The sequence below is a fragment of the Yokenella regensburgei ATCC 49455 genome (assembly GCF_000735455.1).
Classification (GTDB): Bacteria; Pseudomonadota; Gammaproteobacteria; order Enterobacterales; family Enterobacteriaceae; genus Yokenella; species Yokenella regensburgei.
In genome coordinates this window covers 63,322-87,418 of the sequence record NZ_JMPS01000029.1, presented here as the reverse complement: position 1 = coordinate 87,418, position 24,097 = coordinate 63,322, and the positions used below count along the sequence as shown (strand labels likewise).

The 24,097-nt window shown below is 52.0% G+C and carries 27 protein-coding genes; 19 read left to right on the top strand and 8 right to left on the bottom strand.

Annotated features, from left to right (window positions below; genetic code table 11):
• Nucleotides 1-14 precede the first annotated feature (14 nt).
• The 8 genes from mrdA to lipA all read left to right on the top strand — a co-directional run bounded on the left by mrdA (nt 15) and on the right by lipA (nt 9,038).
• A complete protein-coding gene (gene mrdA, locus GYRE_RS08880; protein ID WP_006819012.1) occupies nt 15-1,916 on the top strand; it encodes a peptidoglycan DD-transpeptidase MrdA in 1,902 nt (633 codons plus the stop codon).
• 2 nt (nt 1,917-1,918) lie between these two features.
• On the top strand, nt 1,919-3,031 hold the full coding sequence (gene mrdB, locus GYRE_RS08875; protein ID WP_006819011.1) for a peptidoglycan glycosyltransferase MrdB: 1,113 nt from the start codon (nt 1,919-1,921) through the stop codon (nt 3,029-3,031).
• Between the two features lie 10 nt (nt 3,032-3,041).
• Nucleotides 3,042-4,160 carry an endolytic peptidoglycan transglycosylase RlpA gene (gene rlpA, locus GYRE_RS08870; protein WP_038254728.1) on the top strand — a complete coding sequence of 373 codons (1,119 nt, stop codon included), beginning with the start codon at nt 3,042-3,044 and terminating at the stop codon, nt 4,158-4,160.
• A 145-nt stretch (nt 4,161-4,305) separates the two neighbouring features.
• The gene (gene dacA, locus GYRE_RS08865; RefSeq protein ID WP_006819009.1) at nt 4,306-5,505 is read left to right on the top strand and encodes a D-alanyl-D-alanine carboxypeptidase DacA; all 1,200 of its coding nucleotides are present in this window, start codon (nt 4,306-4,308) and stop codon (nt 5,503-5,505) included.
• A 105-nt stretch (nt 5,506-5,610) separates the two neighbouring features.
• The gene (ybeD, locus tag GYRE_RS08860) at nt 5,611-5,874 is read left to right on the top strand and encodes a DUF493 family protein YbeD (RefSeq protein WP_006819008.1); all 264 of its coding nucleotides are present in this window, start codon (nt 5,611-5,613) and stop codon (nt 5,872-5,874) included.
• Nucleotides 5,875-5,964: 90 nt separating this feature from the next.
• Entirely contained in the window at nt 5,965-6,606 is a 642-nt protein-coding gene (lipB, locus tag GYRE_RS08855) for a lipoyl(octanoyl) transferase LipB (protein WP_006819007.1), read from the top strand.
• A gap of 302 nt (nt 6,607-6,908) precedes the next feature.
• Nucleotides 6,909-7,862 (top strand): YbeF family transcriptional regulator, encoded by a 954-nt coding sequence (locus GYRE_RS08850; RefSeq protein WP_038254726.1) that lies wholly within the window; start codon nt 6,909-6,911, stop codon nt 7,860-7,862.
• Nucleotides 7,863-8,072: 210 nt separating this feature from the next.
• Nucleotides 8,073-9,038, top strand: a complete 966-nt coding sequence (lipA, locus tag GYRE_RS08845) for a lipoyl synthase (RefSeq protein ID WP_038254723.1) — start codon at nt 8,073-8,075, stop codon at nt 9,036-9,038.
• 83 nt (nt 9,039-9,121) lie between these two features.
• On the opposite strand, the gene tatE is transcribed toward lipA, so the two are convergent.
• Together tatE and GYRE_RS08835 are read right to left on the bottom strand one after the other, a co-directional pair.
• Nucleotides 9,122-9,328 carry a twin-arginine translocase subunit TatE gene (gene tatE / locus GYRE_RS08840; protein ID WP_038254721.1) on the bottom strand — a complete coding sequence of 69 codons (207 nt, stop codon included), beginning with the start codon at nt 9,326-9,328 and terminating at the stop codon, nt 9,122-9,124.
• Nucleotides 9,329-9,454: 126 nt separating this feature from the next.
• Nucleotides 9,455-10,243 (bottom strand): deaminated glutathione amidase, encoded by a 789-nt coding sequence (locus tag GYRE_RS08835; protein WP_038254719.1) that lies wholly within the window; start codon nt 10,241-10,243, stop codon nt 9,455-9,457.
• Nucleotides 10,244-10,332: 89 nt separating this feature from the next.
• Between GYRE_RS08835 and crcB the strand changes: the two genes are divergently transcribed.
• Nucleotides 10,333-10,716, top strand: a complete 384-nt coding sequence (crcB, locus tag GYRE_RS08830; RefSeq protein ID WP_038254765.1) for a fluoride efflux transporter CrcB — start codon at nt 10,333-10,335, stop codon at nt 10,714-10,716.
• A 47-nt stretch (nt 10,717-10,763) separates the two neighbouring features.
• Here the strand turns inward: crcB and cspE are convergent, their stop codons facing one another.
• Nucleotides 10,764-10,973 (bottom strand): transcription antiterminator/RNA stability regulator CspE, encoded by a 210-nt coding sequence (cspE, locus tag GYRE_RS08825; protein WP_000034826.1) that lies wholly within the window; start codon nt 10,971-10,973, stop codon nt 10,764-10,766.
• Between the two features lie 195 nt (nt 10,974-11,168).
• Nucleotides 11,169-11,744: a lipid IV(A) palmitoyltransferase PagP gene (gene pagP, locus GYRE_RS08820; RefSeq protein ID WP_038254763.1), complete on the bottom strand. Its 576-nt coding sequence runs from the start codon at nt 11,742-11,744 to the stop codon at nt 11,169-11,171.
• Nucleotides 11,745-12,099: 355 nt separating this feature from the next.
• Here pagP and dcuC point away from each other — a divergent pair, with 355 nt between their 5' ends.
• Nucleotides 12,100-13,473: an anaerobic C4-dicarboxylate transporter DcuC gene (gene dcuC / locus GYRE_RS08815; RefSeq protein ID WP_038254714.1), complete on the top strand. Its 1,374-nt coding sequence runs from the start codon at nt 12,100-12,102 to the stop codon at nt 13,471-13,473.
• Nucleotides 13,474-13,565: 92 nt separating this feature from the next.
• Nucleotides 13,566-14,372, top strand: a complete 807-nt coding sequence (rna, locus tag GYRE_RS08810; RefSeq protein ID WP_038254712.1) for a ribonuclease I — start codon at nt 13,566-13,568, stop codon at nt 14,370-14,372.
• A gap of 57 nt (nt 14,373-14,429) precedes the next feature.
• Here the strand turns inward: rna and GYRE_RS08805 are convergent, their stop codons facing one another.
• A complete protein-coding gene (locus GYRE_RS08805) occupies nt 14,430-15,260 on the bottom strand; it encodes an alpha/beta fold hydrolase (RefSeq protein ID WP_038254710.1) in 831 nt (276 codons plus the stop codon).
• Nucleotides 15,261-15,507: 247 nt separating this feature from the next.
• On the opposite strand from GYRE_RS08805, the gene rnk reads away from it, so the two are divergent.
• Together rnk and uspG are read left to right on the top strand one after the other, a co-directional pair.
• Nucleotides 15,508-15,918, top strand: coding sequence for a nucleoside diphosphate kinase regulator (gene rnk, locus GYRE_RS08800; protein WP_038254708.1), 411 nt, complete (start codon nt 15,508-15,510; stop codon nt 15,916-15,918).
• Nucleotides 15,919-16,083: 165 nt separating this feature from the next.
• A complete protein-coding gene (gene uspG, locus GYRE_RS08795) occupies nt 16,084-16,512 on the top strand; it encodes a universal stress protein UspG (RefSeq protein WP_006818995.1) in 429 nt (142 codons plus the stop codon).
• Between the two features lie 63 nt (nt 16,513-16,575).
• On the opposite strand, the gene ahpF is transcribed toward uspG, so the two are convergent.
• Both ahpF and ahpC read right to left on the bottom strand, forming a co-directional pair.
• Nucleotides 16,576-18,141 carry an alkyl hydroperoxide reductase subunit F gene (gene ahpF / locus GYRE_RS08790; RefSeq protein ID WP_006818994.1) on the bottom strand — a complete coding sequence of 522 codons (1,566 nt, stop codon included), beginning with the start codon at nt 18,139-18,141 and terminating at the stop codon, nt 16,576-16,578.
• Nucleotides 18,142-18,269: 128 nt separating this feature from the next.
• Complete coding sequence (gene ahpC, locus GYRE_RS08785) at nt 18,270-18,833, bottom strand: alkyl hydroperoxide reductase subunit C (RefSeq protein WP_006818993.1); 564 nt, start codon at nt 18,831-18,833, stop codon at nt 18,270-18,272.
• Nucleotides 18,834-19,158: 325 nt separating this feature from the next.
• On the opposite strand from ahpC, the gene dsbG reads away from it, so the two are divergent.
• From dsbG to GYRE_RS08755, 6 genes are all read left to right on the top strand, one after another.
• Entirely contained in the window at nt 19,159-19,908 is a 750-nt protein-coding gene (dsbG, locus tag GYRE_RS08780) for a thiol:disulfide interchange protein DsbG (protein ID WP_038254706.1), read from the top strand.
• 206 nt (nt 19,909-20,114) lie between these two features.
• Nucleotides 20,115-21,014, top strand: a complete 900-nt coding sequence (citR, locus tag GYRE_RS08775) for a DNA-binding transcriptional repressor CitR (protein ID WP_038254704.1) — start codon at nt 20,115-20,117, stop codon at nt 21,012-21,014.
• Nucleotides 21,015-21,169: 155 nt separating this feature from the next.
• Complete coding sequence (locus GYRE_RS08770) at nt 21,170-22,390, top strand: phosphoadenosine phosphosulfate reductase (RefSeq protein WP_006818988.1); 1,221 nt, start codon at nt 21,170-21,172, stop codon at nt 22,388-22,390.
• Entirely contained in the window at nt 22,375-23,001 is a 627-nt protein-coding gene (locus GYRE_RS08765) for an IbrB-like domain-containing protein (protein WP_038254702.1), read from the top strand. Before GYRE_RS08770 ends, GYRE_RS08765 begins: the two co-directional genes overlap by 16 nt.
• 219 nt (nt 23,002-23,220) lie before the next feature.
• Nucleotides 23,221-23,517 (top strand): type II toxin-antitoxin system RelE family toxin, encoded by a 297-nt coding sequence (locus GYRE_RS08760; protein WP_038254700.1) that lies wholly within the window; start codon nt 23,221-23,223, stop codon nt 23,515-23,517.
• Entirely contained in the window at nt 23,498-23,893 is a 396-nt protein-coding gene (locus GYRE_RS08755; protein WP_006818985.1) for a helix-turn-helix domain-containing protein, read from the top strand. The genes GYRE_RS08760 and GYRE_RS08755 overlap by 20 nt, the downstream gene beginning before the upstream one ends.
• Here GYRE_RS08755 and GYRE_RS08750 read toward each other — a convergent pair.
• Complete coding sequence (locus GYRE_RS08750; protein WP_006818984.1) at nt 23,890-24,087, bottom strand: YbdD/YjiX family protein; 198 nt, start codon at nt 24,085-24,087, stop codon at nt 23,890-23,892. The genes GYRE_RS08755 and GYRE_RS08750 overlap by 4 nt on opposite strands.
• Between the last annotated feature and the right edge of the window lie 10 nt (nt 24,088-24,097).

The following is a 24,097-nucleotide window of genomic DNA, read 5'->3' as shown; positions in this document are numbered from 1 at the left end:
AGATTAAGCAGCGGATGAAACTACAGAATTCTTTTCGCGACTATACGGCTGAGTCCGCGCTGTTTGTGCGCCGGGCACTGGTCGCTTTTACCGGGATCTTGCTGCTTACCGGTGTGCTGATTGCCAACCTTTATAATCTGCAGATTGTCCGTTTTACCGATTATCAAACCCGCTCTAACGAAAACCGTATCAAGCTGGTACCGATCCCGCCCAGTCGCGGCATTATCTATGACCGCAACGGGACACCTCTGGCGCTCAACCGCACCATCTATCAGCTGGAAATGATGCCGGAGAAGGTCGATAACGTACAGCAGACGCTTGATGCCCTGCGCAGTGTCGTTGATCTTACTGACGACGATATCGCTGGCTTTAAAAAAGAGCGCTCGCGCTCGCACCGCTTCACCTCCATTCCGGTCAAAACCAACCTTACGGAAGTTCAGGTCGCGCGTTTTGCCGTCAATCAGTACCGCTTCCCGGGTGTAGAGGTAAAAGGCTATAAACGCCGCTATTATCCTTACGGCTCCGCGTTAACCCACGTCATTGGCTACGTGTCCAAAATCAACGATAAAGACGTTGAACGTCTGGATAAAGACGGCAAACTCGCCAACTATGCCGCGACGCATGATATCGGTAAGTTGGGAATCGAACGCTATTACGAAGATGTGCTGCACGGTCAGACCGGTTATGAAGAGGTCGAGGTCAATAACCGTGGGCGCGTCATCCGTCAGTTGAAAGAAGTCCCGCCGCAGGCCGGACATGACATCTACCTGACGCTGGATCTAAAGCTGCAGCAGTATATTGAAACGCTGCTCGCGGGCAGCCGTGCCGCCGTGGTGGTAACCGATCCGCGCTCCGGCGGGGTACTGGCATTGGTCTCCATGCCAAGCTATGACCCGAACCTGTTTGTCGATGGTATTTCCAGCAAAGATTACTCCGGGCTGCTGAACGACCCGAACACCCCGCTGGTGAACCGTGCAACCCAGGGCGTGTACCCACCGGCTTCGACGGTGAAACCGTACGTCGCCGTTTCCGCGCTAAGCGCTGGCGTAATTACCCGCAATACCGGCCTGTTTGACCCGGGCTGGTGGCAGTTACCGGGGTCAGATAAACGCTACCGCGACTGGAAAAAATGGGGACACGGTCATCTGAACGTCACTAAGGCGCTGGAGGAATCTGCGGATACCTTCTTCTACCAGGTGGCATATGACATGGGGATTGACCGCCTTTCGCAGTGGATGAGCAAATTTGGCTACGGCAAATATACCGGTATAGATCTCTCCGAAGAGCGCTCCGGGAACATGCCCACCCGCGAATGGAAGCTCAAACGCTTTAAGAAACCATGGTATCAGGGTGACACCATTCCGGTTGGTATCGGCCAGGGCTACTGGACCGCAACACCGATTCAGATGAGCAAAGCGCTGATGATCCTAATCAACGACGGGGTGGTGAAAGTGCCGCACCTGCTGATGAGCACCGTTGAAGAAGGTAAAAAAGTACCGTGGCAGCAGCCGCAGGAAGCACCGGTGGGAGATATTCACTCCGGCTTCTGGGAAATTGCCAAAGATGGGATGTATGGTGTAGCGAACCGTGGTAACGGTACAGCGCATAAGTACTTTGCCAGCGCCCCTTATAAAATTGCGGCGAAATCCGGTACCGCCCAGGTCTTTGGCCTGAAGGCGAATGAAACCTATAACGCGCACCGCATTGCTGAACGTCTGCGTGACCACAAGCTCATGACGGCTTTCGCCCCTTACGATAACCCTCAGGTCGCCGTGGCGATGATTCTGGAGAACGGTGGTGCTGGCCCGGCGGTCGGGACCATCATGCGTCAGATCCTCGATCACATCATGCTTGGCGATAACAATACCTCACTGCCTGCGGAAAACCCGGCAGCCGCCGCCGGGGAGGACCAATAATCATGACGGATAATCCGAACAAAAAATCGTTCTGGGATAAGATTCATATCGACCCGACGATGTTACTGATCCTGCTGGCGCTGCTGGTGTACAGCGCGCTGGTTATCTGGAGTGCCAGTGGTCAGGACATTGGCATGATGGAGCGTAAAATTGGCCAGATAGCCATGGGGCTTGTCATCATGGTGGTGATGGCGCAAATTCCCCCCCGCGTTTACGAAGGGTGGGCACCGTGGCTGTACATCTTCTGTATTATTCTGCTGGTTGCGGTAGATGCCTTCGGCGCGATATCTAAAGGTGCGCAGCGCTGGCTCGATCTCGGTATTGTGCGTTTCCAGCCTTCGGAAATTGCCAAAATCGCCGTACCGCTGATGGTGGCGCGCTTTATTAACCGCGATGTCTGTCCGCCCTCGCTCAAAAACACCGCTATCGCACTGGTGCTGATTTTCCTGCCTACGCTGCTGGTTGCCGCACAGCCTGACCTTGGGACCTCGATTCTTATCGCCCTGTCCGGCCTGTTTGTGCTGTTCCTCTCCGGGCTTAGCTGGCGCCTGATTGGTATTGCGGTGGTACTGATAGCCGCCTTCATCCCGATACTCTGGTTCTTCCTGATGCACGATTATCAGCGCCAGCGCGTGATGATGTTGCTCGATCCGGAAACCGATCCGCTCGGCGCGGGCTATCATATTATTCAGTCTAAAATTGCGATTGGTTCCGGCGGCTTACGTGGTAAAGGCTGGCTGCACGGCACCCAGTCGCAGCTCGAATTCTTACCCGAGCGTCATACCGACTTTATCTTCGCGGTTCTTGCTGAAGAGCTGGGACTCATCGGTATTCTTATTTTGCTTGCGCTGTATGTGCTGTTGATTATGCGCGGGCTGTGGGTCGCCGCTCAGGCCCAGACCACCTTTGGCCGCGTTATGGCCGGTGGTTTAATGTTGATTTTATTCGTTTATGTGTTCGTAAATATTGGTATGGTGAGTGGTATTCTGCCGGTGGTTGGCGTTCCGCTACCGCTCGTCAGCTACGGGGGCTCAGCCCTGATAGTACTCATGGCCGGGTTTGGTATAGTCATGTCTATCCACACCCACAGAAAAATGTTGTCGAAAAGTGTGTAAGGGGTACGCAATGCGTAAGATTTGGCTCGGAGTCTGCATCGCCGCGGGATTGCTGGCGGGTTGCACCAGTGATGATGTTCAACAGCAGAGCGTATCCACACCGCAACCTGCCGTGTGTAATGGCCCAACGGTAGAAATTAGCGGCGCTGACCCGCGTTTTGAACCGCTGAACGCCACGGCAAACCAGGACTACCAGCGTGACGGTAAAAGCTACAAAATCGTCCAGGATCCGTCCCGTTTTACCCAGTCCGGCTTCGCCGCGATTTATGACGCAGAGCCGGGCAGCAACCTGACCGCCTCGGGTGAAGCGTTTGATCCGATGCAATTAACTGCCGCACATCCGACGCTGCCAATTCCAAGCTATGTTCGCGTCACTAACCTGGCTAACGGGCGTATGCTGGTGGTGCGCATTAACGATCGCGGGCCATATGGCAACGACCGTGTGATTTCACTTTCCCGCGCCGCCGCCGATCGCCTGAACACGTCGAACAACACCAAAGTGCGGATCGACCCAATCGTGGTTGCACCGGACGGTTCGCTTTCCGGCCCGGGTATGGCCTGTACGACGGTAGCAAAACAGACCTATGCCCTGCCCTCCCGCCCGGACCTCAGCGGCGGAATGGGAAGTGCTTCTGGTGCACCGCAGGCTCAGTCTCCTCAGGGCGACGTGCGAGCGATCAGTAACTCAACGCTGACGCCTGAAGATAGTACCGGTGCGCCGGTCAACAGCAGTGGCTTCCTCGGTGCGCCGACGCCGCTGAATAATGGCGTACTGGAAGGCAGCGAACCACCAGCCGCTCCGGCAACACCGCCGGTCAGTGCTCCGGTCGCGCAAAGCGCAGCGCCGGTTGCGGCCACCGCCGTCGCCGCCGCAGCGGTGACCAGCAGCAGCACGTCCGCCGCTGGCAGCTATGTCGTTCAGGTTGGTGCTGTTAGTGACCAGACCCGGGCGCAGCAGTACCAGCAGCGTTTGAGCCAACAGTTTTCCGCCCCAGGCCGTGTCACGCAAAACGGTGCGGTCTGGCGTATTCAGATGGGACCATTCGGTAGCAAAAGCGAAGCCAGCGCGCTTCAGCAACGCTTACAGAGTGAGGCTCAACTGCAATCATTTATTACTCGAGCCAACTAAACTCACGCCCGAACAGGCATCCACCGTCTTCGCGCATGTAAAAGTCATTAACAATCTCGTGCGCAATGTCGGATGCCTGCCCATAGGGCATTTGTTATAGTAAGGCACTTTTTTTAACTCCATCACGGATGTCGTTTTCCATACCATGAAGACCACTTTTTTTGCTCGTTTCATCATTACGGCACTCTCCGTTGCAGCGCTCTCTTCCGCTGCCCACGCTGATGACCTGAATATCAAAACCATGATCCCAGGCGTCCCGCAGATTGATGCTGAATCCTATATCCTGATCGATTACAACTCAGGTAAAGTCCTGGCTGAACAGAACGCCGACGAGCGCCGCGACCCGGCCAGCCTGACCAAAATGATGACCAGCTACGTTATCGGCCAGGCAATGAAAGCCGGCAAATTTAAAGAAACCGATCTGGTCACCGTGGGTAACGATGCCTGGGCAACGGGTAACCCGGTGTTCAAAGGCTCTTCCCTGATGTTCCTGAAACCTGGCATGCAGGTGCCGGTTTCCCAGCTTATTCGCGGGATCAACCTGCAGTCTGGTAACGACGCCTGTGTGGCGATGGCCGACTATGTTGCCGGCAGCCAGGACGCCTTTGTCGGGCTGATGAATAGCTACGTGAGCGCCCTCGGCCTGAAAAACACCCATTTCCAGACCGTTCATGGCCTGGATGCCGATGGTCAGTACAGTTCAGCCCGTGATATGGCCACCATCGGTCAGTCTCTGATCCGCGATGTTCCGAACGAGTACAACATCTATCGTGAGAAGGAATTTACCTTCAACGGTATTCGTCAGCTCAACCGTAACGGCCTGCTGTGGGACAACAGCCTGAACGTTGACGGCATCAAAACCGGTCACACCGATAAAGCGGGTTACAACCTGGTGGCTTCCGCTACCGAAGGTCAGATGCGCCTGATTTCCGCCGTGATGGGTGGTCGCACTTACAAAGGCCGCGAGACCGAGAGCAAAAAACTGCTGACCTGGGGCTTCCGTTTCTTTGAAACCGTAAGCCCGCTGAAAGCAGGTAAAGAGTTCGCCTCTGAACCGGCCTGGTTTGGTGACAGCGATCGTGCCTCTCTTGGCGTGGATAAAGACGTTTACCTGACTATCCCGCGCGGCCGTATGAAAGATCTGAAAGCCAGCTACGTGTTAAACAACACCGAGCTGCACGCACCGCTGCAGAAAAACCAGGTTGTGGGTACGATTAACTTCCAGCTGGATGGTAAAACCATCGACCAGCGCCCACTGGTGGTACTGCAGGAGATCCCGGAAGGGAACTTCTTCGGCAAAATCATTGATTACATTAAATTAATGTTCCATCACTGGTTTGGTTAAAAATTGCACACTTGAAAGTGTGATTTCCATCCCCATATAATACCTATCAGAAACATTACTCCCGCGCCTGACGCGGGAGTAATTCTTTATACCATCGGAGCTGACATGAAAACCAAACTTAACGAACTGCTTGAATTCCCTACACCGTTTACCTACAAGGTAATGGGTCTGGCGAAGCCTGAGCTGGTTGATCAGGTGGTGGAAGTGGTACAGCGCCATGCGCCAGGTGATTACTCTCCGCAGATAAAGCCAAGCAGCAAAGGCAATTACCACTCTGTCTCCATCACCATTACGGCCACGCATATTGAGCAGGTTGAGACACTGTACGAAGAGTTAGGCAACATCGAAATCGTACGTATGGTGCTGTAATACCGCTGTTACCCGGCCCTGCCGGGTAACTTCCCCCTTCCCTGTGATATACTCCCGGCCACTGTTTTTCCTCCTCTGCGAGATACTGCTGTGGACCACGCTAAAATCCTCATCCGCCAACTCGGGCTGCAACCCTACGAACCCGTTTCTCAGGCGATGCACGACTTCACTGATAATCGCGATGAATCTACGCTGGACGAAATCTGGCTGGTAGAGCACCTTCCGGTGTTTACTCAGGGCCAGGCGGGCAAAGCCGAGCATGTTCTTGCTGCGGGCGATATCCCGGTGATTCAGAGCGACCGCGGCGGTCAGGTAACCTATCATGGGCCAGGACAGCAGGTGATGTACGTGCTGCTGAATTTGAAGCGACGGAAACTGGGCGTACGCGAGCTGGTTACACTTCTGGAGCAGACGGTAGTCAATACGCTGGCAGAGTATCAGATTGCAGCACATCCACGTGCTGACGCACCGGGCGTTTACGTCGGTGATGATAAAATCTGTTCGCTGGGGCTGCGCATACGTAAAGGATGCTCTTTCCACGGTCTGGCGTTGAACATTGCTATGGACCTTACGCCCTTCTTGCGCATCAATCCCTGCGGCTATGCCGGGATGCAGATGGTACAAATGTTACAATGGAAGCCTGATGCCAGCGTGGAAAATATCGCCCCGGTACTGGTTTCTAATTTTTTAGCTCTGCTAAACAATCCACCGCACGAATATATTACTGCTTAATATATCATACATAACGACCCGATATTTTGTCGGGTCCGCCTTCCTTTAGCCTGTAACCCCTTTACTTCCCTCGAGACTTTCTATATTTTTTCTCCGCCCGTCTGCCGTTTAAAAAGCGTGGGCTAAGAAATCTTTACAATCGAAGCAGTCAAGCCGGGATAGACGTATATTTACACTCACTCAATCCATTGACAAAAAAGCAAAAAATGTCTACCTCTGCAACACACCATCGCCAAATAGATAATAACAAATAATAGATTTTCAACTATCATTCATATTGTGAATGAATACGGAGCAACAGTGTGGAATATAACGATCTTCCGGAACACAGAATAACGCAGCGACGTGAGAGTGACACGCCGCAAATCTTTCGCACGTTGCGTAATATTGACCTGAACTTGCTGACTATTTTTGAAGCAGTATATGTACACAAAGGTATCGTTAACGCTGCGAAAATTCTGAATCTCACCCCTTCGGCTATTAGTCAGTCAATTCAGAAATTACGCACCATATTTCCCGACCCGCTATTTATTCGCAAAGGTCAGGGGGTAACGCCAACGGCGTATGCTACCCATCTGCATGAGTACATCAGCCAGGGGCTGGAGTCGATTCTTGGCGCACTTGACCTCACCGGAAGCTATGACAAGCAGCGTACCATTACCATCGGCACGCCCCCTTCTGTGGGTGCTGTGGTCATGCCTGAGATCTACCAAACCGTCAAACAGCATTTTCCACAGTTGCTTATCAGGAACGTTGCTGTCACCGATGCGCCGAACCAGCTCGGACAGTTCCAGACCGATTTAATCATCGACAGCTGCATCCACAGCGCACGCACCATTAGCCACCATGCGCTTTACAGCGACAGCCTGGTGCTGGCATGCCGTGAAAACCATCCTATCCTTGCGCGCAAAGCCACGCCGGAGACGCTTAACGATTACGAGTTCACGCTGCTGATGCTGGAAGGGCAAACGCAGGTAGACCTGCGAAGAAGAATGCAGGATATGTTCCCGGATCGCCAGGTCAGCTTCAGTAGCTACAATCTGTTTACCGTTGCCGCGCTCGTGGGTACCAGCGACTTATTGGGACTCATGCCGGGTCGCTTCTTCACGCTCTTTGAAAAGTGCTGGCCATTGAAGAAGATCCACTACCCGCCTCTGCAGGAAGAACAGATCGAGTTTTCACTGCACTATAACAAACTCAGTCTGCGCGACCCGATACTGCAGAATCTGATCACCGTTATTCGCCAGACCTTTTAGCACACTACCCGCAGGCATACTGCTGCGGGATGCAGGTTAAAGCGCATTAAAGAACAACAACTATTTTACAATTTGCGGGTGAGCGGGCTGCTTTGTCACCCGTTTCAATGGTATACTGCCTGTCATGAATTCAAAAATAGTTGATAAATACAACATTCCCTTGAATTGCAACGCTTTCCTTCTGTTTCTCGCAACTGGAACACGCACGCTATGAGTAAACCCATTGTGATGGAACGCGGTGTTAAGTACCGCGATGCCGATAAAATGGCCCTTATCCCGGTTAAAAACGTGGTCACAGAGCGAGAAGCTCTGCTTCGTAAACCGGAATGGATGAAAATCAAACTTCCGGCAGACTCTTCCCGCATCCAGGGAATCAAAGCAGCAATGCGTAAAAATGGTCTGCATTCCGTGTGTGAAGAGGCTTCCTGCCCTAACCTCGCAGAGTGCTTCAACCACGGTACGGCTACCTTCATGATTCTGGGCGCCATCTGTACCCGCCGCTGCCCGTTCTGCGACGTGGCACACGGCCGCCCGGTTACGCCTGATGCCAACGAACCGCTGAAGCTGGCTCAGACTATTGCCGACATGGCGCTGCGCTATGTTGTGGTCACGTCCGTTGACCGCGATGACTTACGCGACGGCGGCGCTCAGCATTTCGCTGACTGCATCACCGCGATTCGTGAGAAGAGCCCGAACATCAAAATTGAAACGCTGGTGCCTGATTTCCGTGGTCGTATGGATCGTGCACTGGAGATCCTGACCGCCACGCCGCCGGATGTGTTCAACCACAACCTGGAAAACGTACCGCGCCTGTATCGTCAGGTTCGTCCTGGCGCGGATTACGCCTGGTCGCTGAAGCTGCTGGAGCGCTTTAAAGAAGCGCACCCGAACATCCCGACCAAATCCGGTCTGATGGTTGGTCTCGGTGAAACCAACGAAGAGATCATCGAAGTGATGCGCGATCTGCGTCGTCACGGTGTGACCATGCTGACGCTGGGACAGTACCTGCAGCCAAGCCGTCACCACCTGCCGGTACAGCGCTATGTAAGCCCGGATGAGTTCGATGCAATGAAAGCCGAAGCCATGGCGATGGGCTTCACCCACGCCGCCTGCGGCCCATTTGTACGTTCGTCTTACCACGCAGATATGCAGGCGAAAGGCGAAGAAGTGAAGTAACAGCGTTACATTAACTTACAAACATCATAAAAAAACCGGCATCTCAGCCGGTTTTTTCTTTGCTGCAAATCACTCAATTAGCATTACGGCTCTTTATGAGTAATTTTCTCCGCTGGTGCATCTTCCTCAGCGCTTTTCTTCGCAGCAGAATCATCATCATTCATGGCTTTTTTGAAGCCTTTGATGGCGCTACCCAGGTCTCCGCCCAGAGTACGCAGCTTTTTAGTACCAAACACTAAGACAATCAGCGCTGCCACAACCAGCAGTTTGGTAATACTAATCTCACCCATAGATACCTTCTTCATTAAAACAGGCTACAAAACACGCCATGAACCCATAACGTATTAACGGTCATTTGACGCCGGCACACAATAGCAATCTGTAACAAGGTGAATCAAGCGTAGTTTAAAATAACATCACAACAATTGCGGTGGCGCAAACCGGCGATTGAGCAGAACCGGAAGTTGCTCACGAATTTGCCGCACCGCTTCCCCCGTCACCTCAGCAAAAATGAGCTGCGGTGTGGCACCCGCCCCCGCAACGGTGACCCCGAGGGGATCCACAATCCGGCTTTGTCCTATGTTACGTGAACCACACTCCCCTGACGCTACCATATAACAGGTCGTATCGAGCGCCCTTGCGGCAAGCAGCGTGGCCCAGTGCTGCTCCTTCAATGGCCCTCGCACCCAGGCGGCGGGCAATACCAGCAGTTCAGCCCCCTGCAAAGCAAGCGACAGCGCCAGCTCCGGGAATCGCAGGTCATAGCAGGTCATTAACCCAACCCGCATGCCTTCAACTTCAATAAGTGCAGGCAGAAGGGTTCCGGCATCCACGCGTCGCGATTCCTGAATATTGAACGCGTCATACAGATGCAGCTTATCATAACGGGCGATAACCTCACCGTTGCGCAGGACTATCAGCGAATTTGTCGCCCTGCCCGCTGAAGACGGCACATGGATCGTCAGCACGGTGGTCATCGTGTTGCTGCGGCTCTCCTCCTGCAGGCGGCTAATAAATCCCCCATCCAGCGCCTGCGCCGACTTAACCGATAAATCGGGATCGTTATCCGCCCGGGCCAGAAGCGCCTCAGGCAATACCAGCAACGCAGCCCCCTGCTGTGCCGCCTCGCGCATGAGCCTGACGCACTGCCCGGCATTACGCTCCCACTCATGGGTAACGATAAATTGTCCAGCTGCAACTTTCATGTTCCGCTACTCTCTTTGCAATGCCATAGTCAGAAGGCAAGTGAAAACGCTACACTCTTCCCATTCTCTTTTTCTAGCAGGAAATGACGGTGTTACAAATGCTTTTGGCTGTTTTTATTGGCGGTGGGACCGGGAGCGTACTGCGCTGGATCCTCGGCATGCGTTTTAACCCACTGCATCACGCTATCCCTATCGGCACACTAACCGCTAACCTGCTCGGTGCCTTTATCATTGGCGCGGGGCTTGCCTGGTTTAACCGCCTGACCGGAATAGACCCGGTCTGGAAACTGCTCATCACCACCGGTTTTTGCGGCGGCCTGACAACATTCTCAACGTTCTCGGCGGAAGTGGTGTTCTTACTGCAGGAAGGGCGTTTTGGCTGGGCATTACTGAACGTAGCGGTGAATCTGCTCGGCTCTTTCGCGATGACCGCGCTGGCATTCTGGCTGTTCTCAGCGGCAGGCGCACGATAAAAAAACCCGCCAGAAGGCGGGTTTTGAAATTCAGCTGTCGTTTACTCTTACAGAGCAGTTACGTTAGCAGCAGAAGGGCCTTTGGCACCGTTAGTGATTTCGAACTCTACACGCTGACCTTCAGCCAGAGTTTTGAAACCGTTGGTCTGGATTGCAGAGAAGTGTACGAACACGTCTTTGCTACCATCTTCAGGAGTAATGAAACCGAATCCTTTGGACTCATTAAACCACTTAACGTTACCTTTAATCTTAGACATCAATATTACCTTTACATGAAAATGGACACAAATGCTGTGTCGAGTACCAGTACATCAATTGTGGTGGCTTTTGTCCAGTGCAACTTTGCTAAAAAGTGATAAAAGTCTCTATATTTCAACAACCACTTACTTTAGTCATTGTTTTACAAGGTAAGTTATGACTTATGACTTTTACAAATATCATTATGCAAACGTTTAAAACTGGAAGCGCAGCCATGCAAAGAAAACGTTACCGTTATTATAGGTACCAGGAATGTAAGTCATCTGGAACGTCGCTGGGCCATAGCCAACCGATGCCAGCGGCAGCACGACAGGAATAGGGATGTAGTTCCAGTTGTCACGCGCCGTCACGCCTACCGTATAGCCGAGACCAACGTGAAAGTTCTGATCGGTCAACGGTCGCCAGGTGCTCTCCCAACCGTAGCCGCCAATCGGTTCCCATTTGTTAAAGGAGTCCTTAAAGGCCATCAGATACAAGCCGTGCCAGTTTCCCTTCTCATCCCAACGAGACGCGCCGAAGCCCGCCCCCCAGGGACGCTCGTTATACTTCTCAATCTTTTCTTCATCGTAGGCGAACCGTGCATGCCAGGTAATAGCTGGAACATACAGATCGTAATGCTCTGGCGAATTCCACGTTTGCGCAATATTATCCGTCAACGTGTTATATCCATCTTTAACCGTTGCAGTTAGCGAAGCTTGCGCAAAAGAAGAGCACACCAGTTGGCCGGAAATGACCACAAGAAATAAAAAAAATCGTTTCAAACTCACCACGTTGTTAATACCGCTTCCATTTACAAAGCCGATCATCTTAGCGAATTTTATATTAATACTGTCTTAACGAAATAAGATTTAATCTGAATTTGCTGACCCTGGCGATAACACACTGATTCCAAAAAATTATTCACCCGCCGTCGTGTTAATTTTAACGCCCTCTCTCCTCAGTGAAGCACCAGGATCCCCTCGTCAAAAGTGTGATAAGAGTGATCAAACTGAGAAAACGTCGTGCTGAAGACGGCGTTTATTGATTTTAATCAGCAAGTTCTGCCCACAAATTCGGCAGATTGCTTTACCTTCTTTTTCAAATTGTAGCACTTACAGTACATTCTTTGGGCAACAGGTGATAATGATGTTAATGATGTTAGAACTCCTCATCGGGGTGGTGGTGATTGTGGGCGTTGCCCGATATATCATCAAAGGTTACTCCGCGACCGGGGTGCTGTTTGTCGGCGGTATCGCGCTGCTGATTGCCAGCGCCGTCATGGGGCACAAAATCCTGCCAGGCAGCGCCACCAGCACCGGGTACTCTGCGACCGATATTGTTGAATATATTAAAATTCTGCTGATGAGCCGCGGCGGCGACCTCGGTATGATGATCATGATGCTGTGCGGGTTTGCCGCCTACATGACGCATATCGGTGCTAACGACATGGTGGTGAAACTGGCCTCCAAACCGCTACGCTACATCAACTCTCCTTATCTCCTGATGATTGCTGCCTACTTCGTCGCCTGCCTGATGTCCCTGGCCGTCTCCTCAGCCACCGGTCTTGGCGTATTACTGATGGCGACGCTGTTCCCGGTGATGGTAAACGTCGGGATCAGCCGTGGCGCAGCAGCGGCCATCTGTGCTTCTCCTGCGGCCCTCATTCTCTCACCAACGTCAGGCGATGTGGTGCTGGCTGCCAAAGCTGCTGAAATGCCGCTTATCGACTTTGCCTTTAAAACCACCCTGCCTATCTCCATCGCGGCAATTGTTTGCATGGCGGTCGCGCATTTCTTCTGGCAGCGGTATCTGGATAAAAAAGAGAATATTTCTCATGAAATGCTCGATGTCAGCGAAATAACCACCACAGCCCCGTCCTTCTACGCCCTCCTGCCATTTACCCCGATTATTGGTGTGCTTATTTTTGACGGAAAATGGGGGCCGGAACTGCATATTATTACCATTCTGGTGCTGTGCATGCTGATTGCCGCCGTGCTGGAATTCTGCCGTGGTTTCAACACCCAGAACGTCTATTCCGGGCTGGAAGTGGCCTACCGCGGAATGGCCGACGCCTTCGCCAACGTGGTCATGCTGCTGGTGGCGGCCGGTGTTTTTGCACAGGGGCTCAGCACCATTGGCTTCATCGACAGCCTGATTTCTATCGCCACCTCATTCGGCTCTGCGAGCATCATTCTGATGCTGGTACTGGTCGTGCTCACCATGCTGGCGGCAATGACGACCGGTTCCGGTAATGCGCCGTTTTATGCTTTTGTTGAGATGATCCCTAAACTTGCCCACTCTTCCGGCATCAACCCGGCGTATCTCTCTATTCCAATGCTGCAGGCCTCCAACCTTGGCCGCACGATCTCCCCGGTTTCGGGTGTGGTTGTGGCGGTTGCCGGGATGGCGAAGATCTCGCCATTTGAAGTGGTTAAACGCACCTCGGTACCGGTGCTGGTGGGTCTGATTGTAGTTATTGTGGCAACCGAGATCCTGGTACCAGCAACCGCAGCGTTATAATGGTTTCTGGACACGAAAAGGCGCCTTATGGCGCCTTTTTTATGCTTTAATAATTTTCAGTGATTAATCAATACTTATCATTGGGAATACAAATGTTCAGGAAGGATGTTGTTGCCTGCTGCGTTGCTGCTGCCGCGTTTTGTTCTGCCAGCGCTTATGCCGACCCGCTTACCGCCACCCGCTACGGTGATTTTGACCGTTACGTTCTCGCCCTCAGCTGGCAAAACGGCTTTTGCCAAAGCCAGCATGACCGCAACCGCAATGAACCTGCTGAATGCCGTCTCCAGCATGAAAACGGTGACGAAATCAACAGTCTGACCGTTCATGGCCTGTGGCCGGGTCTGCCAAAATCTATCGCTGCCAGGGGCGTCGACGATCGCCGCTGGATGCGCTACGGCTGTGCGACCCGCCCTATCCCCAACATGCCGGAAGCCCGTGCCAGCCGGAAATGCGCTGCTGCTGAAACCGGTCTGTCGCTTGAAATGGCTAACAAGCTTAATGGCGTCATGCCCGGGGCCGGCGGGGGTTCGTGCCTCGAGCGTTATGAATACGCCAAACATGGCGTTTGCTTCGGTTTCGACCCGGATGCCTATTTTGGCACCATGGTGCGACTGAACGGTGAAGTGAAAAATGGCCCAATTGGCCGCTTCATCACACAGAACTACGGCAAAACCGTCAGCCGGAGTGATTTTGATGCCGCCGTCGCCAAAGCCTGGGGCCAGGATAACGTGAAAGCCGTGAAGCTCACCTGCGACGGCAACCCGGCTTACCTCACAGAAATGCAGATTTCTATTAAGTCTGCCGCCATCAATGCCCCGCTGGATGCGACGTCATTCCTGCCACAACCCCATCCGGGTAACTGCGGCAAACAGTTTGTGATCGACAAAGCAGGCTATTAATCGCCTTACCGGTGGCCCTTCGCCACCGGTAAAACTCGCTTCACGGCAGACTCAATATCAACGTTTGATGAAGGCTAACAGATCTTCATTAATCTGCTGCTTGTGGGTAGTGCAGATCCCGTGTGAACCACCTGGATAAATCTTCAGCTCAGCGTTCGGCAGGATCTTCGCCGCCGCCTTACCGCAGGTTTCAACAGGCACTATCTGGTCGTCATCGCCGTGAATAACCAGCGTTGGGATCGTCATCTTTTTCAGATCTTCACGCAGGTCTGTTTGTGAAAAAGCGTTAATGCAGTCGTACATCGCTTTGATCGACCCCTGTAACCCCTGCGCCACAAAAGCGTTGCGTACGGCTTCGGAAGGCTTAACGCCCGGACGATTATAGCCATAGAACGCCAGCGTCAGCTCGTGGAAGAATGCCCCCCGATCGGCTATCACGCCGGAGCGAATCCCATCAAAAACTGCTTTTGGCACCCCATTGGGGTTGAAATCGGTTTTGATCATGATGGGCGTGACCGCGCCAATCAGCACCGCTTTTGCCACGCGCTGCATGCCATGACGACCGATATAACGCGCCACTTCACCACCACCGGTGGAATGGCCCACATGCACCGCGTCCTTGAGATTAAGGTGCTGCGTCAACTGCGCCAGATCGTCGGCATACTGGTCCATATTGTGCCCGTCCCAGGGCTGCGCCGAACGCCCGTGCCCTCGTCTGTCATGGGCAATCACCCGATACCCCTGCGATGCCAGGAAAAACATCTGATCCTCAAAGGCATCCGCCGACAGCGGCCAGCCATGGCTGAACACTACCGGCTGCCCGTTTCCCCAGTCCTTAAAGTACAGATAGCTGCCATCTTTCAGAGTGAGTTTATCGAAATCGCTCATAGGTTCTCCCATAACGGAATGGCACCACGGAATGTGACACCGCCAGAAAAGGATAAACCACAGCGACAAAAGGTGACGGAATTAGCAAAAAATTCATCCTTCTCCCCGGATGAGCATGAGTTATTGTGTGCTTTATCACTTCAAACCACCGTCAACTCTCAGTATGATGGGGAAAGATTAACCCTTGCCGTTGACGGTGAGGGTTTTCTTTTGGACACAAGGTACCTGGAAAAACATGGAGTCGATAATGACCAGACCCACCATCATTATTAATGAGTTCGATGCTGAACGTATCGATCGCCTGCTTGAGCAACCTGCGTTCGCCAGCCTCCCGGTGGCGGCAGCGCTCAATGACGAACTGGACCGCGCCCAGATGTGTGCGCCGGAAGAGATGCCTGCTGATGTGGTAAGCATGAACAGCAAAGTGCGTTTTCGTGATTTATCCAGCGGAGAAGAACGTACCCGTACGCTGGTGTTCCCGTCGAACATGACGGATAGCGCCACACAGCTCTCGGTAATGGCACCGGTTGGCGCAGCGCTGCTGGGGCTGCGCGTAGGCAGCACTATTAACTGGCAGTTGCCGGGCGGTGCCACCACTCACCTGGAAGTGCTGGAGCTTCTGTATCAACCGGAAGCCGCAGGCGAGTTTCACCGCTAACCCGTTCGTTTTCAGAGGATGTTATACATCCTCTTTCTGTATCAGCCTTTCGCCCAACGTCACACTCCACGCCCTTCGTCTGGACAAATTTGCGACCTGAATGACACAATCATCAGGCAGAGTATGTTTGACTACACATAACGACGATGACAAGGAGCTACGCATATGTACAAAACGATCATTATGCCGGTTGATGTCTTTGAAATGGAGTTGAGCGACAAAGCAGTGAAGCACGCTGAGTTTATGGCGCAAGAGAATGGCGTCATTCACCTGCTGCATGTCCTGCCCGGCGCGGCCAGTATGACAATGAGCCGCTTTGCGGCTGACCTACGTCGCTTTGAAGAGCATTTGCATCAGGAAGCCGAATCCCGGCTCAAAACCATGGTCGGGCATTTCCGCATTGACCCTTCCAGAATCAAGATCCACGTACGCCCAGGAAACATCCGCGATGTAGTCAACGAGCTGGCAGAAGAGCTGCACGCTGATGTGATTGTCATTGGCTCACGCAATCCGTCCATCACCACTCACCTTCTTGGCTCCAGCGCATCTAACGTGATTCGCCACGCCCATATCCCGGTGCTGGTCGTTCGCTAACAAAAAAAGAGGCTACCTCACGGTAGCCTCTTCATCTTGCAGGTGTTGCCTTACTTGCTTTTATTATGCGGTCTTAGTGCGGATCAGGTAATCAAATGCACTCAGTGACGCTTTGGCACCCTCGCCCGTTGCAATGATAATTTGCTTGTACGGTACCGTGGTGCAGTCACCGGCTGCGAAGATGCCCTTCACGCTGGTTTCGCATTTCGCATCGATAATAATTTCACCCATGCGGTTACGCTCAATAGCACCTTCCAGCCAGTTCGTGTTCGGCAGCAGGCCAATCTGGACAAAGATCCCGGCCAGTGGCACCTGATGAACGTCGCCGCTGACGCGGTCGCGATACTCAAGTCCGGTCACTTTACTACCGTCACCTTTTACTTCGGTGGTCTGTGCATTGAGGATGATATCTACGTTCTTCAGGCTACGGACTTTATCCTGCAGCACCTGGTCTGCCTTCATTTCCGGCGCGAACTCCAGAAGCGTGACGTGTTCAACAATCCCGGCCAGATCGATAGCAGCTTCCACGCCGGAGTTACCGCCGCCGATCACCGCAACGCGTTTGCCTTTAAATAGCGGGCCATCGCAGTGTGGGCAGTAGGTTACGCCCTTAGTGCGATACTGATCCTCACCAGGAACGTTCATATTGCGCCATTTCGCACCGGTAGCAATGATGATACTGCGCGCTTTCAGCACCGCACCCGATGCAGTTTCAATCTGATGCAGGCCACCCTCGACGCTTGCCGGGGTAAGCTTACTGGCGCTCTGACTATCGATAACGTCCACGTCATAGTCGCTGACGTGGGCTTTGAGGGCACCCGCCAGTTTCTGACCTTCGGTTTTTGGCACCGAAATGTAGTTTTCGATATCAACGGTATCCAGCACCTGGCCACCAAAACGCTCGCCCATCAGGCCAGTACGAATACCTTTACGCGCAGAGTAGACCGAGGCGGCGGCTCCGGCAGGGCCGGAACCAACGATTAACACGTCGTATGCCGCACGCTGATTCAGCGCTTCAGCCGCACGCTTTTCAGCACCGGTGTCGATTTTCGCCACGATTTCGGTCAGCGTCATACGCCCCTGACCAAACTCTTTGCCGTTAACAAAAACAGCCGGAACGCCCATCACGTTACGATCGGTGATTTCGCTCTGGAACGTTCCGCCGTCAATAGCAGTATGGCTAATACGTGGATTCAGCACCGCCATCAGGTTCAGAGCCTGAACCACATCCGGGCAATTATGGCAGGAAAGCGAATAGTAGGTCTCAAACGCGAAATCACCGTCGATATCGCGAATTTGCGCCAGCAGATCCTGCGTTTCTTTCGATGGATGCCCACCGGTCCACAGCAGCGCCAGCACCAGTGAAGTAAATTCGTGCCCCAGCGGAGAACCGGCAAAGCGTGGCCCGTGTTCAGAACCTGGGTTGGTTATCAGGAAGGACGGTTTACGTGCCGCCAGCGTGTTGTCTTCCTTAAACGTCACTTTCGGAGAAAGCTCGGCGATTTCTGTCAGCAGTTCCTTGATTTCCGCCGATTTTGCGCTGTCATCAAGCGTCGCAATCAGCTCAACAGGTTTGGTCAGTTTCTCAAGGTAAGCCTTGAGCTGGGTTTTCATGTTGGTGTCGAGCATTATTCTTCCCTCTCTAAAAACGTCATCATGCAAATTGCCTTATGTCGGCAATCTGAACGCAACTTGCATCATGGTGGTTTTCTTGAAATGGGCGCAGATGCGCCCATTGATTGCTGATGGGGTCAGGCTTAGATTTTGCCGACCAGATCTAAGGACGGAGCCAGCGTCGCTTCGCCTTCTTTCCATTTCGCCGGGCACACTTCACCCGGGTGGGAAGCAACGTACTGAGCAGCTTTCACTTTACGCAGCAGGTCAGACGCGTCGCGGCCGATACCTTCAGCGGTCACTTCGATAGCCTGGATGATACCCTGTGGGTCAACAACGAAGGTTGCGCGGTCAGCCAGACCTTCATCTTCACGCATGTTGTCGAAGTTACGGGTCAGCGCCCCGGTCGGGTCGCCGATCATCGCGTATTTGATTTTAGCGATGGTTTCAGAGCTGCCGTGCCATGCTTTATGGGTGAAGTGGGTGTCGGTAGAAACGGAATACACGTCTACGCCCAGTTTCTGCAGTTCTTCGTAATGGTCAGCCACGTCGCCCAGCTCGGTCGGGCAAACGAAGGTGAAGTCAGCCGGATAGAAGAAGAAGACGCTCCAGCGACCTTCGGTGTCTTTTTCGGTAACTTCGATGAATTCACCGTTTTTGAACGCCTGGTTTTTGAAAGGTTTGATTTTAGTATTAATTAAAGACATCTGTACTTCCTCCGTGTTTTCGTTGACAGCAAAGGTAACGAACTTTGCCGGGTACGGCTAATGCGTTTCCTTTATCAAATCAATAAGCGCTGACTAACAACACGTTCGGAAACCCTGAACGTAAAAAGGCCACCTGAAAACAGGTGGCCTCGTTACCCGAACCGTGAGACCGGTTCAGTGCGTTGCGCTCTCCACTTCCTTCGCAAAGGTCGTAAAAGCGCAGCGATTACACCATTCGTCCCGTAAAAGGGCAATAACTGGAAACCTGGTCTTTCCTATGACTGTGATAGGCTAAGGCCTGGCTTTTCAATTGATGAGGATGATAATGCTGAAACATGTGCTACTTCTGAGCCTGCTCCCCGGCTTCGCTTTTGCGCAGGAGCTTCCCGACGCGGTTAAAGCCATCGAAAAGCAAGGCATAACCATCATTAAACCTTTCGATGCGCCGGGCGGCATGAAGGGCTATCTCGGGAAGTATCAGGACATGGGGGTGACGATTTATGTCACACCCGACGGCAAACATGCCATCTCGGGCTATATGTATGATGAGAAAGGCAGCAACCTGAGCGAAAAAATCATTCAGAAAGAGATCTACGCTCCTGCAGGACGCGAGCTCTGGCAACGCATGGAAAAAGCGAGCTGGATCCTCGATGGCAAAAAAGACGCCCCGCAGATTATTTACGTGTTTGCCGATCCGTTCTGCCCGTATTGCAAGCAGTTCTGGCAACAGGCACGCCCATGGGTGGAATCAGGGAAGGTTCAGCTCAGAACCCTGATGGTGGGTGTAATCAAGCCCGAAAGCCCGGCGACGGCAGCGGCCATAATGAGTGCCAAAGACCCGTCCAAAACCTGGCACGATTACGAACAATCTGGCGGCAAGCTCGCCCTTAACGTCCCTGCAGCCGTTCCACCGGCACAGATGAAAATTCTTAATGAGAATCAACACCTCATGGACGCATTAGGCGCTAACGCCACCCCCGCTATTTATTACATGAATAATGAAAAAGAACTTCAGCAGGTAGTTGGTTTGCCTGATGCCGAACAACTCAAAGCAATGCTTGGTGAAAAACCATAATATACAATAAGTTAATCAGAGTAAGAATCCATTACCCTTGCTCTGATTAACTACAAATGATCCTTAGCAAAATTTCATTTATCGAATATACTGATTCATCAAGGCATTTGTTTTTAGTCGCATATATTAAAGAAAACAACAACATGTCGCCTGGAATGGCGATGGTTTGTATTTAACTAATATCTTTGCCAGAAAAAGGAATCCCAATGGCTAACCTCTATAATCTAAAAAAGTTTGATCTCAATCTGTTGATCGTTTTTGAGTGTATTTACCAGCACCTCAGTATTAGTAAAGCGGCAGAAACTCTCTTTATCACGCCCTCAGCCGTTAGCCAGTCGCTCCAGCGCTTACGCACCCAATTCAACGACCCTTTGTTTATTCGTTCCGGTAAAGGCATCACCCCGACAACGATGGGCGTCAATTTGCACCGCTATCTTGAGGAAAACCTCAATCAGATAGAACAAACTATCAATATTATGCATACCACTGCCCTGAAAAAGAGCTTTGTTATTTACTGTTCGCAATTATTACTCGCCGGAGGGATGCTGGAACCTATTACCACATTACGTAAGCAAAACAATTACGAGATCGAGCATCGGGATATATTTATCACACAGGAGTCTGCGGAAGATTTATTGGCCTTTCGCAAAGCCGATATTATTTTCTCACTCTTTCCTATCAATAACCGCTCCATTGTTTCCGAACTGTACGTTACGACACCCGCCGTACTAACCTGTCGTCAAAACCACCCTCGGGTCTACAGCGGTTTAGCGCTGGATAAGGTGCTTGAAGAAGAGTTCACCTACTATATCACCTCTGAGCCCGGGGCTAAGCGCCTTCAGGATCAGAGCGAAATGCTGTTCATGAATCGAAAAATCACTTTCCGTAGCGATTCACTGATCTCAATTATTAATATTATTTCCCATTCTGACCTGCTGGGCCTGCTCCCTAAAGTAGCCTTCGATTATTATAAAGACAGCCTGAAACTACAGGAAATAGCGACCCCCTTCACCCTGCCAAGCGTTGACATATTTATGATGTACAACCGTGCATCCCTCAACAGCAAGGCATTTGTAGATTTTATAAATCAGGTGAATCAGCACTAGTTCACATCTCTCAATACATTAAACATTTGAATGTGTTTCTAATTGTTTATTAATTTTATTGATAGATTTCGGTTGACCAATCATTTATATCAACTAAAAGCGAAACGATCTATATTATATGAAATTCTGGATATTTTCCTGTACGGAAACTGACTATGTCGCTTTACAAACTTCCTCTCAACCAGACCGTTCTGGAGGGCAGCACAGAGCGCATTACCTGGGCTCTGGAGAATTTACCTAAGGTCTGCGTTTCCTTCTCCGGAGGGAAAGATTCAACCGTCATGCTGCACCTGACGGCGCTGCTGGCGCGTCAGTTGAATAAAAAAATACATGTGCTGTTTATTGACTGGGAGGCGCAATTCTCCTGCACCATCACCCATATTGAGAAAATGCGTGAGTGCTACGCTGATGTGATAGAAAAATTCTGGTGGGTAGCATTACCGCTAACCACCCAGAATGCTCTCTCGCAATTCCAGCCTGAATGGCAATGCTGGGATCCTGCAGCTGACTGGGTACGCACACCACCAGCAGATGCAATTACCGGGCAAGACTATTTTCCCTTCTACCACGCTGGCATGACGTTTGAAGCTTTCGTCCGCGAGTTTGCGGCCTGGTTTGCTGAAAAACGTCCGGCCGCGATGTTAGTGGGGATTCGTGCCGACGAGTCCTACAACCGCTTTTTAGCTATCGCCAGCGCACGCAAACAGCGTTTTGCCGATGATATGCCATGGACCAGCGTCGCTCCGGGAGGACATACCTGGTATGTCTATCCAATATACGACTGGAAAACGGCGGATATCTGGACCTGGTTTGCGAAAACGAAGCGCAGCTACAACCCGCTCTACGACCTCATGTACCAGGCCGGGGTCCCCTTTCGCTATATGCGCATCTGTGAACCTTTCGGCCCGGAACAACGACAAGGGCTGTGGTTGTACCATGTTCTGGAACCCGAACGTTGGGCCAGCATGTGTGAACGTGTCAGCGGGGTACAAAGCGGCGGTACCTATGCCGGGCTCGACAATCAATTTTACGGCCACCGCAAACTCGAGAAACCGCAAAATCACAGCTGGGAAAGCTATGCGTTGTTCTTGCTGGACAGCATGCCGCAAAAAACCGCCGAACATTACCGCAACAAGATCGCCGTCTATCTGCACTGGTACCAGAAAAAAGGGGAAACCATTCCAGATACCCAACCAGGAGATATTGGCTCGAAAGATATCCCTTCCTGGCGCCGGATCTGCAAGGTCATGTTAAACAACGATTACTGGTGCCGCATGCTCTCCTTCAGCCCCACCAAGCCGGGTAACTACCAGCGCTATAGCGAGCGAGTTAATAAAAAACGCAAGGAATGGGGAATTTTATGCAACAAAGACTAATTCAACAGATGGAAGAGTATCTCAGCAACCTGCCTGAGAATGAACGCATCGAAGCCATTAACGCCTTCCGTCTCGCGCTTCATCATCAAAGTCCGTTTCAGAACCAGCCCATTGACTGCGTCCTGTGGGTCAAACAGGAGACGGTTTCACCTAATGACTACAACCCGAACAACGTTGCCCCACCGGAAAAACGGCTGCTGCAGAAATCATTAGAAACCGACGGTTTTACCCAGCCCATTGTCGCAGTTCAGCATACCGATCACCGGTTTGAAATCATCGACGGCTTCCATCGCCAGGAGCTGGCAAAATCAAAACCCGTGCTGAAAAAGCAGCTGAAAGGCTATCTTCCCGTCACCTGCCTGAGCGGCGAGCATGATAAACCAGACGCCCACATGGCCTCGACAATCCGCCATAACCGCGCCCGTGGTCGCCATCAGATAAACGCGATGTCCGACATCGTCCGTGAGCTGTCGCTGCTGGGCTGGGAAGATAAAAAAATCGGCCTGGAGCTGGGTATGGATAGTGATGAAGTCCTGCGGCTAAAACAGGTAAGTGGTCTGCTGGAGCTGTTCGCCGACCGCCACTTCTCACAGGCCTGGACGGTCAAATAATAACGTTGGGGGTGCATCCGCGCCCCCGCTCGCTTCTGCGAGCGGCTTTCCATAGCACCTGCAATTTCCAGTACCTTCGTTAACTTTTTTCCGTGATGCTTCCCAGCCTCGACATCCCTCCCTTTTGGCCCCGCGCGCCATTAAGTACTCTGCCTTCATTAGTTATTTAGAAAATCTAATTATCTAATAATTTACTTATACTGTAACGTGGAGGTCGAAATGAGGTTTATGTGGTCCAGAGCCGCCTGTAAGCAATTAGCAAAGATAGATGTACGTTATCGGGACAGGCTGAAAGAACGGCTTTTCGATATTGGCGACCAAAGCGCGCCGCCCGTTGACCTAAAGCGGTTAGCATATCCGGAAGACCATTTTCGGCTGCGCGTAGGGGACTACCGGATCATCTTCACCGTTCAGGGGGAGCGGCAGGACATCTGCTACGTTGTGGCAGTCAAACGTCGAACCTCCACCACGTATCTGCATGAGGAGAGTGTCACTTATGGATGTGCAATATATTAACGATCAAAATGGTGAGCCGCAGTTTGTCGTTATTCCCTACGACATGTGGTTCCGTATGCGTCTCGGTCAGGCTGCTATTGCCGGGAGCAATGATAGTGATGAGTGGGAAGAGATCCCATATGAGGCCGATGAGTACGATAACGTCGGTATTCCAGCCAATATCATTAGCATCATGGATACCCAGAACGTGAGTCTGCAGGCGGCCTGGCGTATCGCCAGTGGTTTATCACAGCAGGAAGTGGCTGAAAAACTTGGTATCACCCAATCTGCCATTTCTCAGCTGGAGTCTACCGACTCTCGCCCGCAAAAACGCACCCGCGAAAAACTGGCGGCGATTTACGGTTGTACCCAGCAACAAATCAGCCTTTATCTCTAGCAGCAGCGCGCCCCGCCTTTGCCGCCGTAACGGGCGTCCTGACGATCGCGGAAAAACGCTTCATAGGTCATCGGCGTCTGATCCGGATGATTGACTCGCATATGCTCGACGTAATTATCATAGTCGGGCACACCAATCATCATTTTCGCCGCCTGGCCCAGATATTTTCCTGCTTTAGAGAGCGTGTCGAACATTTTTCATTTC

Coding starts and splice junctions, on each gene's coding strand:
- mrdA (WP_006819012.1), top strand. CDS start 15: ATGAAACTACAGAATTCTTTTCGCGACTATACGGCTGAGTCCGCGCTG.
- mrdB (WP_006819011.1), top strand. CDS start 1,919: ATGACGGATAATCCGAACAAAAAATCGTTCTGGGATAAGATTCATATC.
- rlpA (WP_038254728.1), top strand. CDS start 3,042: ATGCGTAAGATTTGGCTCGGAGTCTGCATCGCCGCGGGATTGCTGGCG.
- dacA (WP_006819009.1), top strand. CDS start 4,306: ATGAAGACCACTTTTTTTGCTCGTTTCATCATTACGGCACTCTCCGTT.
- ybeD (WP_006819008.1), top strand. CDS start 5,611: ATGAAAACCAAACTTAACGAACTGCTTGAATTCCCTACACCGTTTACC.
- lipA (WP_038254723.1), top strand. CDS start 8,073: ATGAGTAAACCCATTGTGATGGAACGCGGTGTTAAGTACCGCGATGCC.
- tatE (WP_038254721.1), bottom strand. CDS start 9,328: ATGGGTGAGATTAGTATTACCAAACTGCTGGTTGTGGCAGCGCTGATT.
- GYRE_RS08835 (WP_038254719.1), bottom strand. CDS start 10,243: ATGAAAGTTGCAGCTGGACAATTTATCGTTACCCATGAGTGGGAGCGT.
- cspE (WP_000034826.1), bottom strand. CDS start 10,973: ATGTCTAAGATTAAAGGTAACGTTAAGTGGTTTAATGAGTCCAAAGGA.
- dcuC (WP_038254714.1), top strand. CDS start 12,100: ATGTTAATGATGTTAGAACTCCTCATCGGGGTGGTGGTGATTGTGGGC.
- rna (WP_038254712.1), top strand. CDS start 13,566: ATGTTCAGGAAGGATGTTGTTGCCTGCTGCGTTGCTGCTGCCGCGTTT.
- GYRE_RS08805 (WP_038254710.1), bottom strand. CDS start 15,260: ATGAGCGATTTCGATAAACTCACTCTGAAAGATGGCAGCTATCTGTAC.
- rnk (WP_038254708.1), top strand. CDS start 15,508: ATGACCAGACCCACCATCATTATTAATGAGTTCGATGCTGAACGTATC.
- uspG (WP_006818995.1), top strand. CDS start 16,084: ATGTACAAAACGATCATTATGCCGGTTGATGTCTTTGAAATGGAGTTG.
- ahpF (WP_006818994.1), bottom strand. CDS start 18,141: ATGCTCGACACCAACATGAAAACCCAGCTCAAGGCTTACCTTGAGAAA.
- ahpC (WP_006818993.1), bottom strand. CDS start 18,833: ATGTCTTTAATTAATACTAAAATCAAACCTTTCAAAAACCAGGCGTTC.
- dsbG (WP_038254706.1), top strand. CDS start 19,159: ATGCTGAAACATGTGCTACTTCTGAGCCTGCTCCCCGGCTTCGCTTTT.
- citR (WP_038254704.1), top strand. CDS start 20,115: ATGGCTAACCTCTATAATCTAAAAAAGTTTGATCTCAATCTGTTGATC.
- GYRE_RS08770 (WP_006818988.1), top strand. CDS start 21,170: ATGTCGCTTTACAAACTTCCTCTCAACCAGACCGTTCTGGAGGGCAGC.
- GYRE_RS08765 (WP_038254702.1), top strand. CDS start 22,375: ATGCAACAAAGACTAATTCAACAGATGGAAGAGTATCTCAGCAACCTG.
- GYRE_RS08760 (WP_038254700.1), top strand. CDS start 23,221: ATGAGGTTTATGTGGTCCAGAGCCGCCTGTAAGCAATTAGCAAAGATA.
- GYRE_RS08755 (WP_006818985.1), top strand. CDS start 23,498: ATGGATGTGCAATATATTAACGATCAAAATGGTGAGCCGCAGTTTGTC.
- GYRE_RS08750 (WP_006818984.1), bottom strand. CDS start 24,087: ATGTTCGACACGCTCTCTAAAGCAGGAAAATATCTGGGCCAGGCGGCG.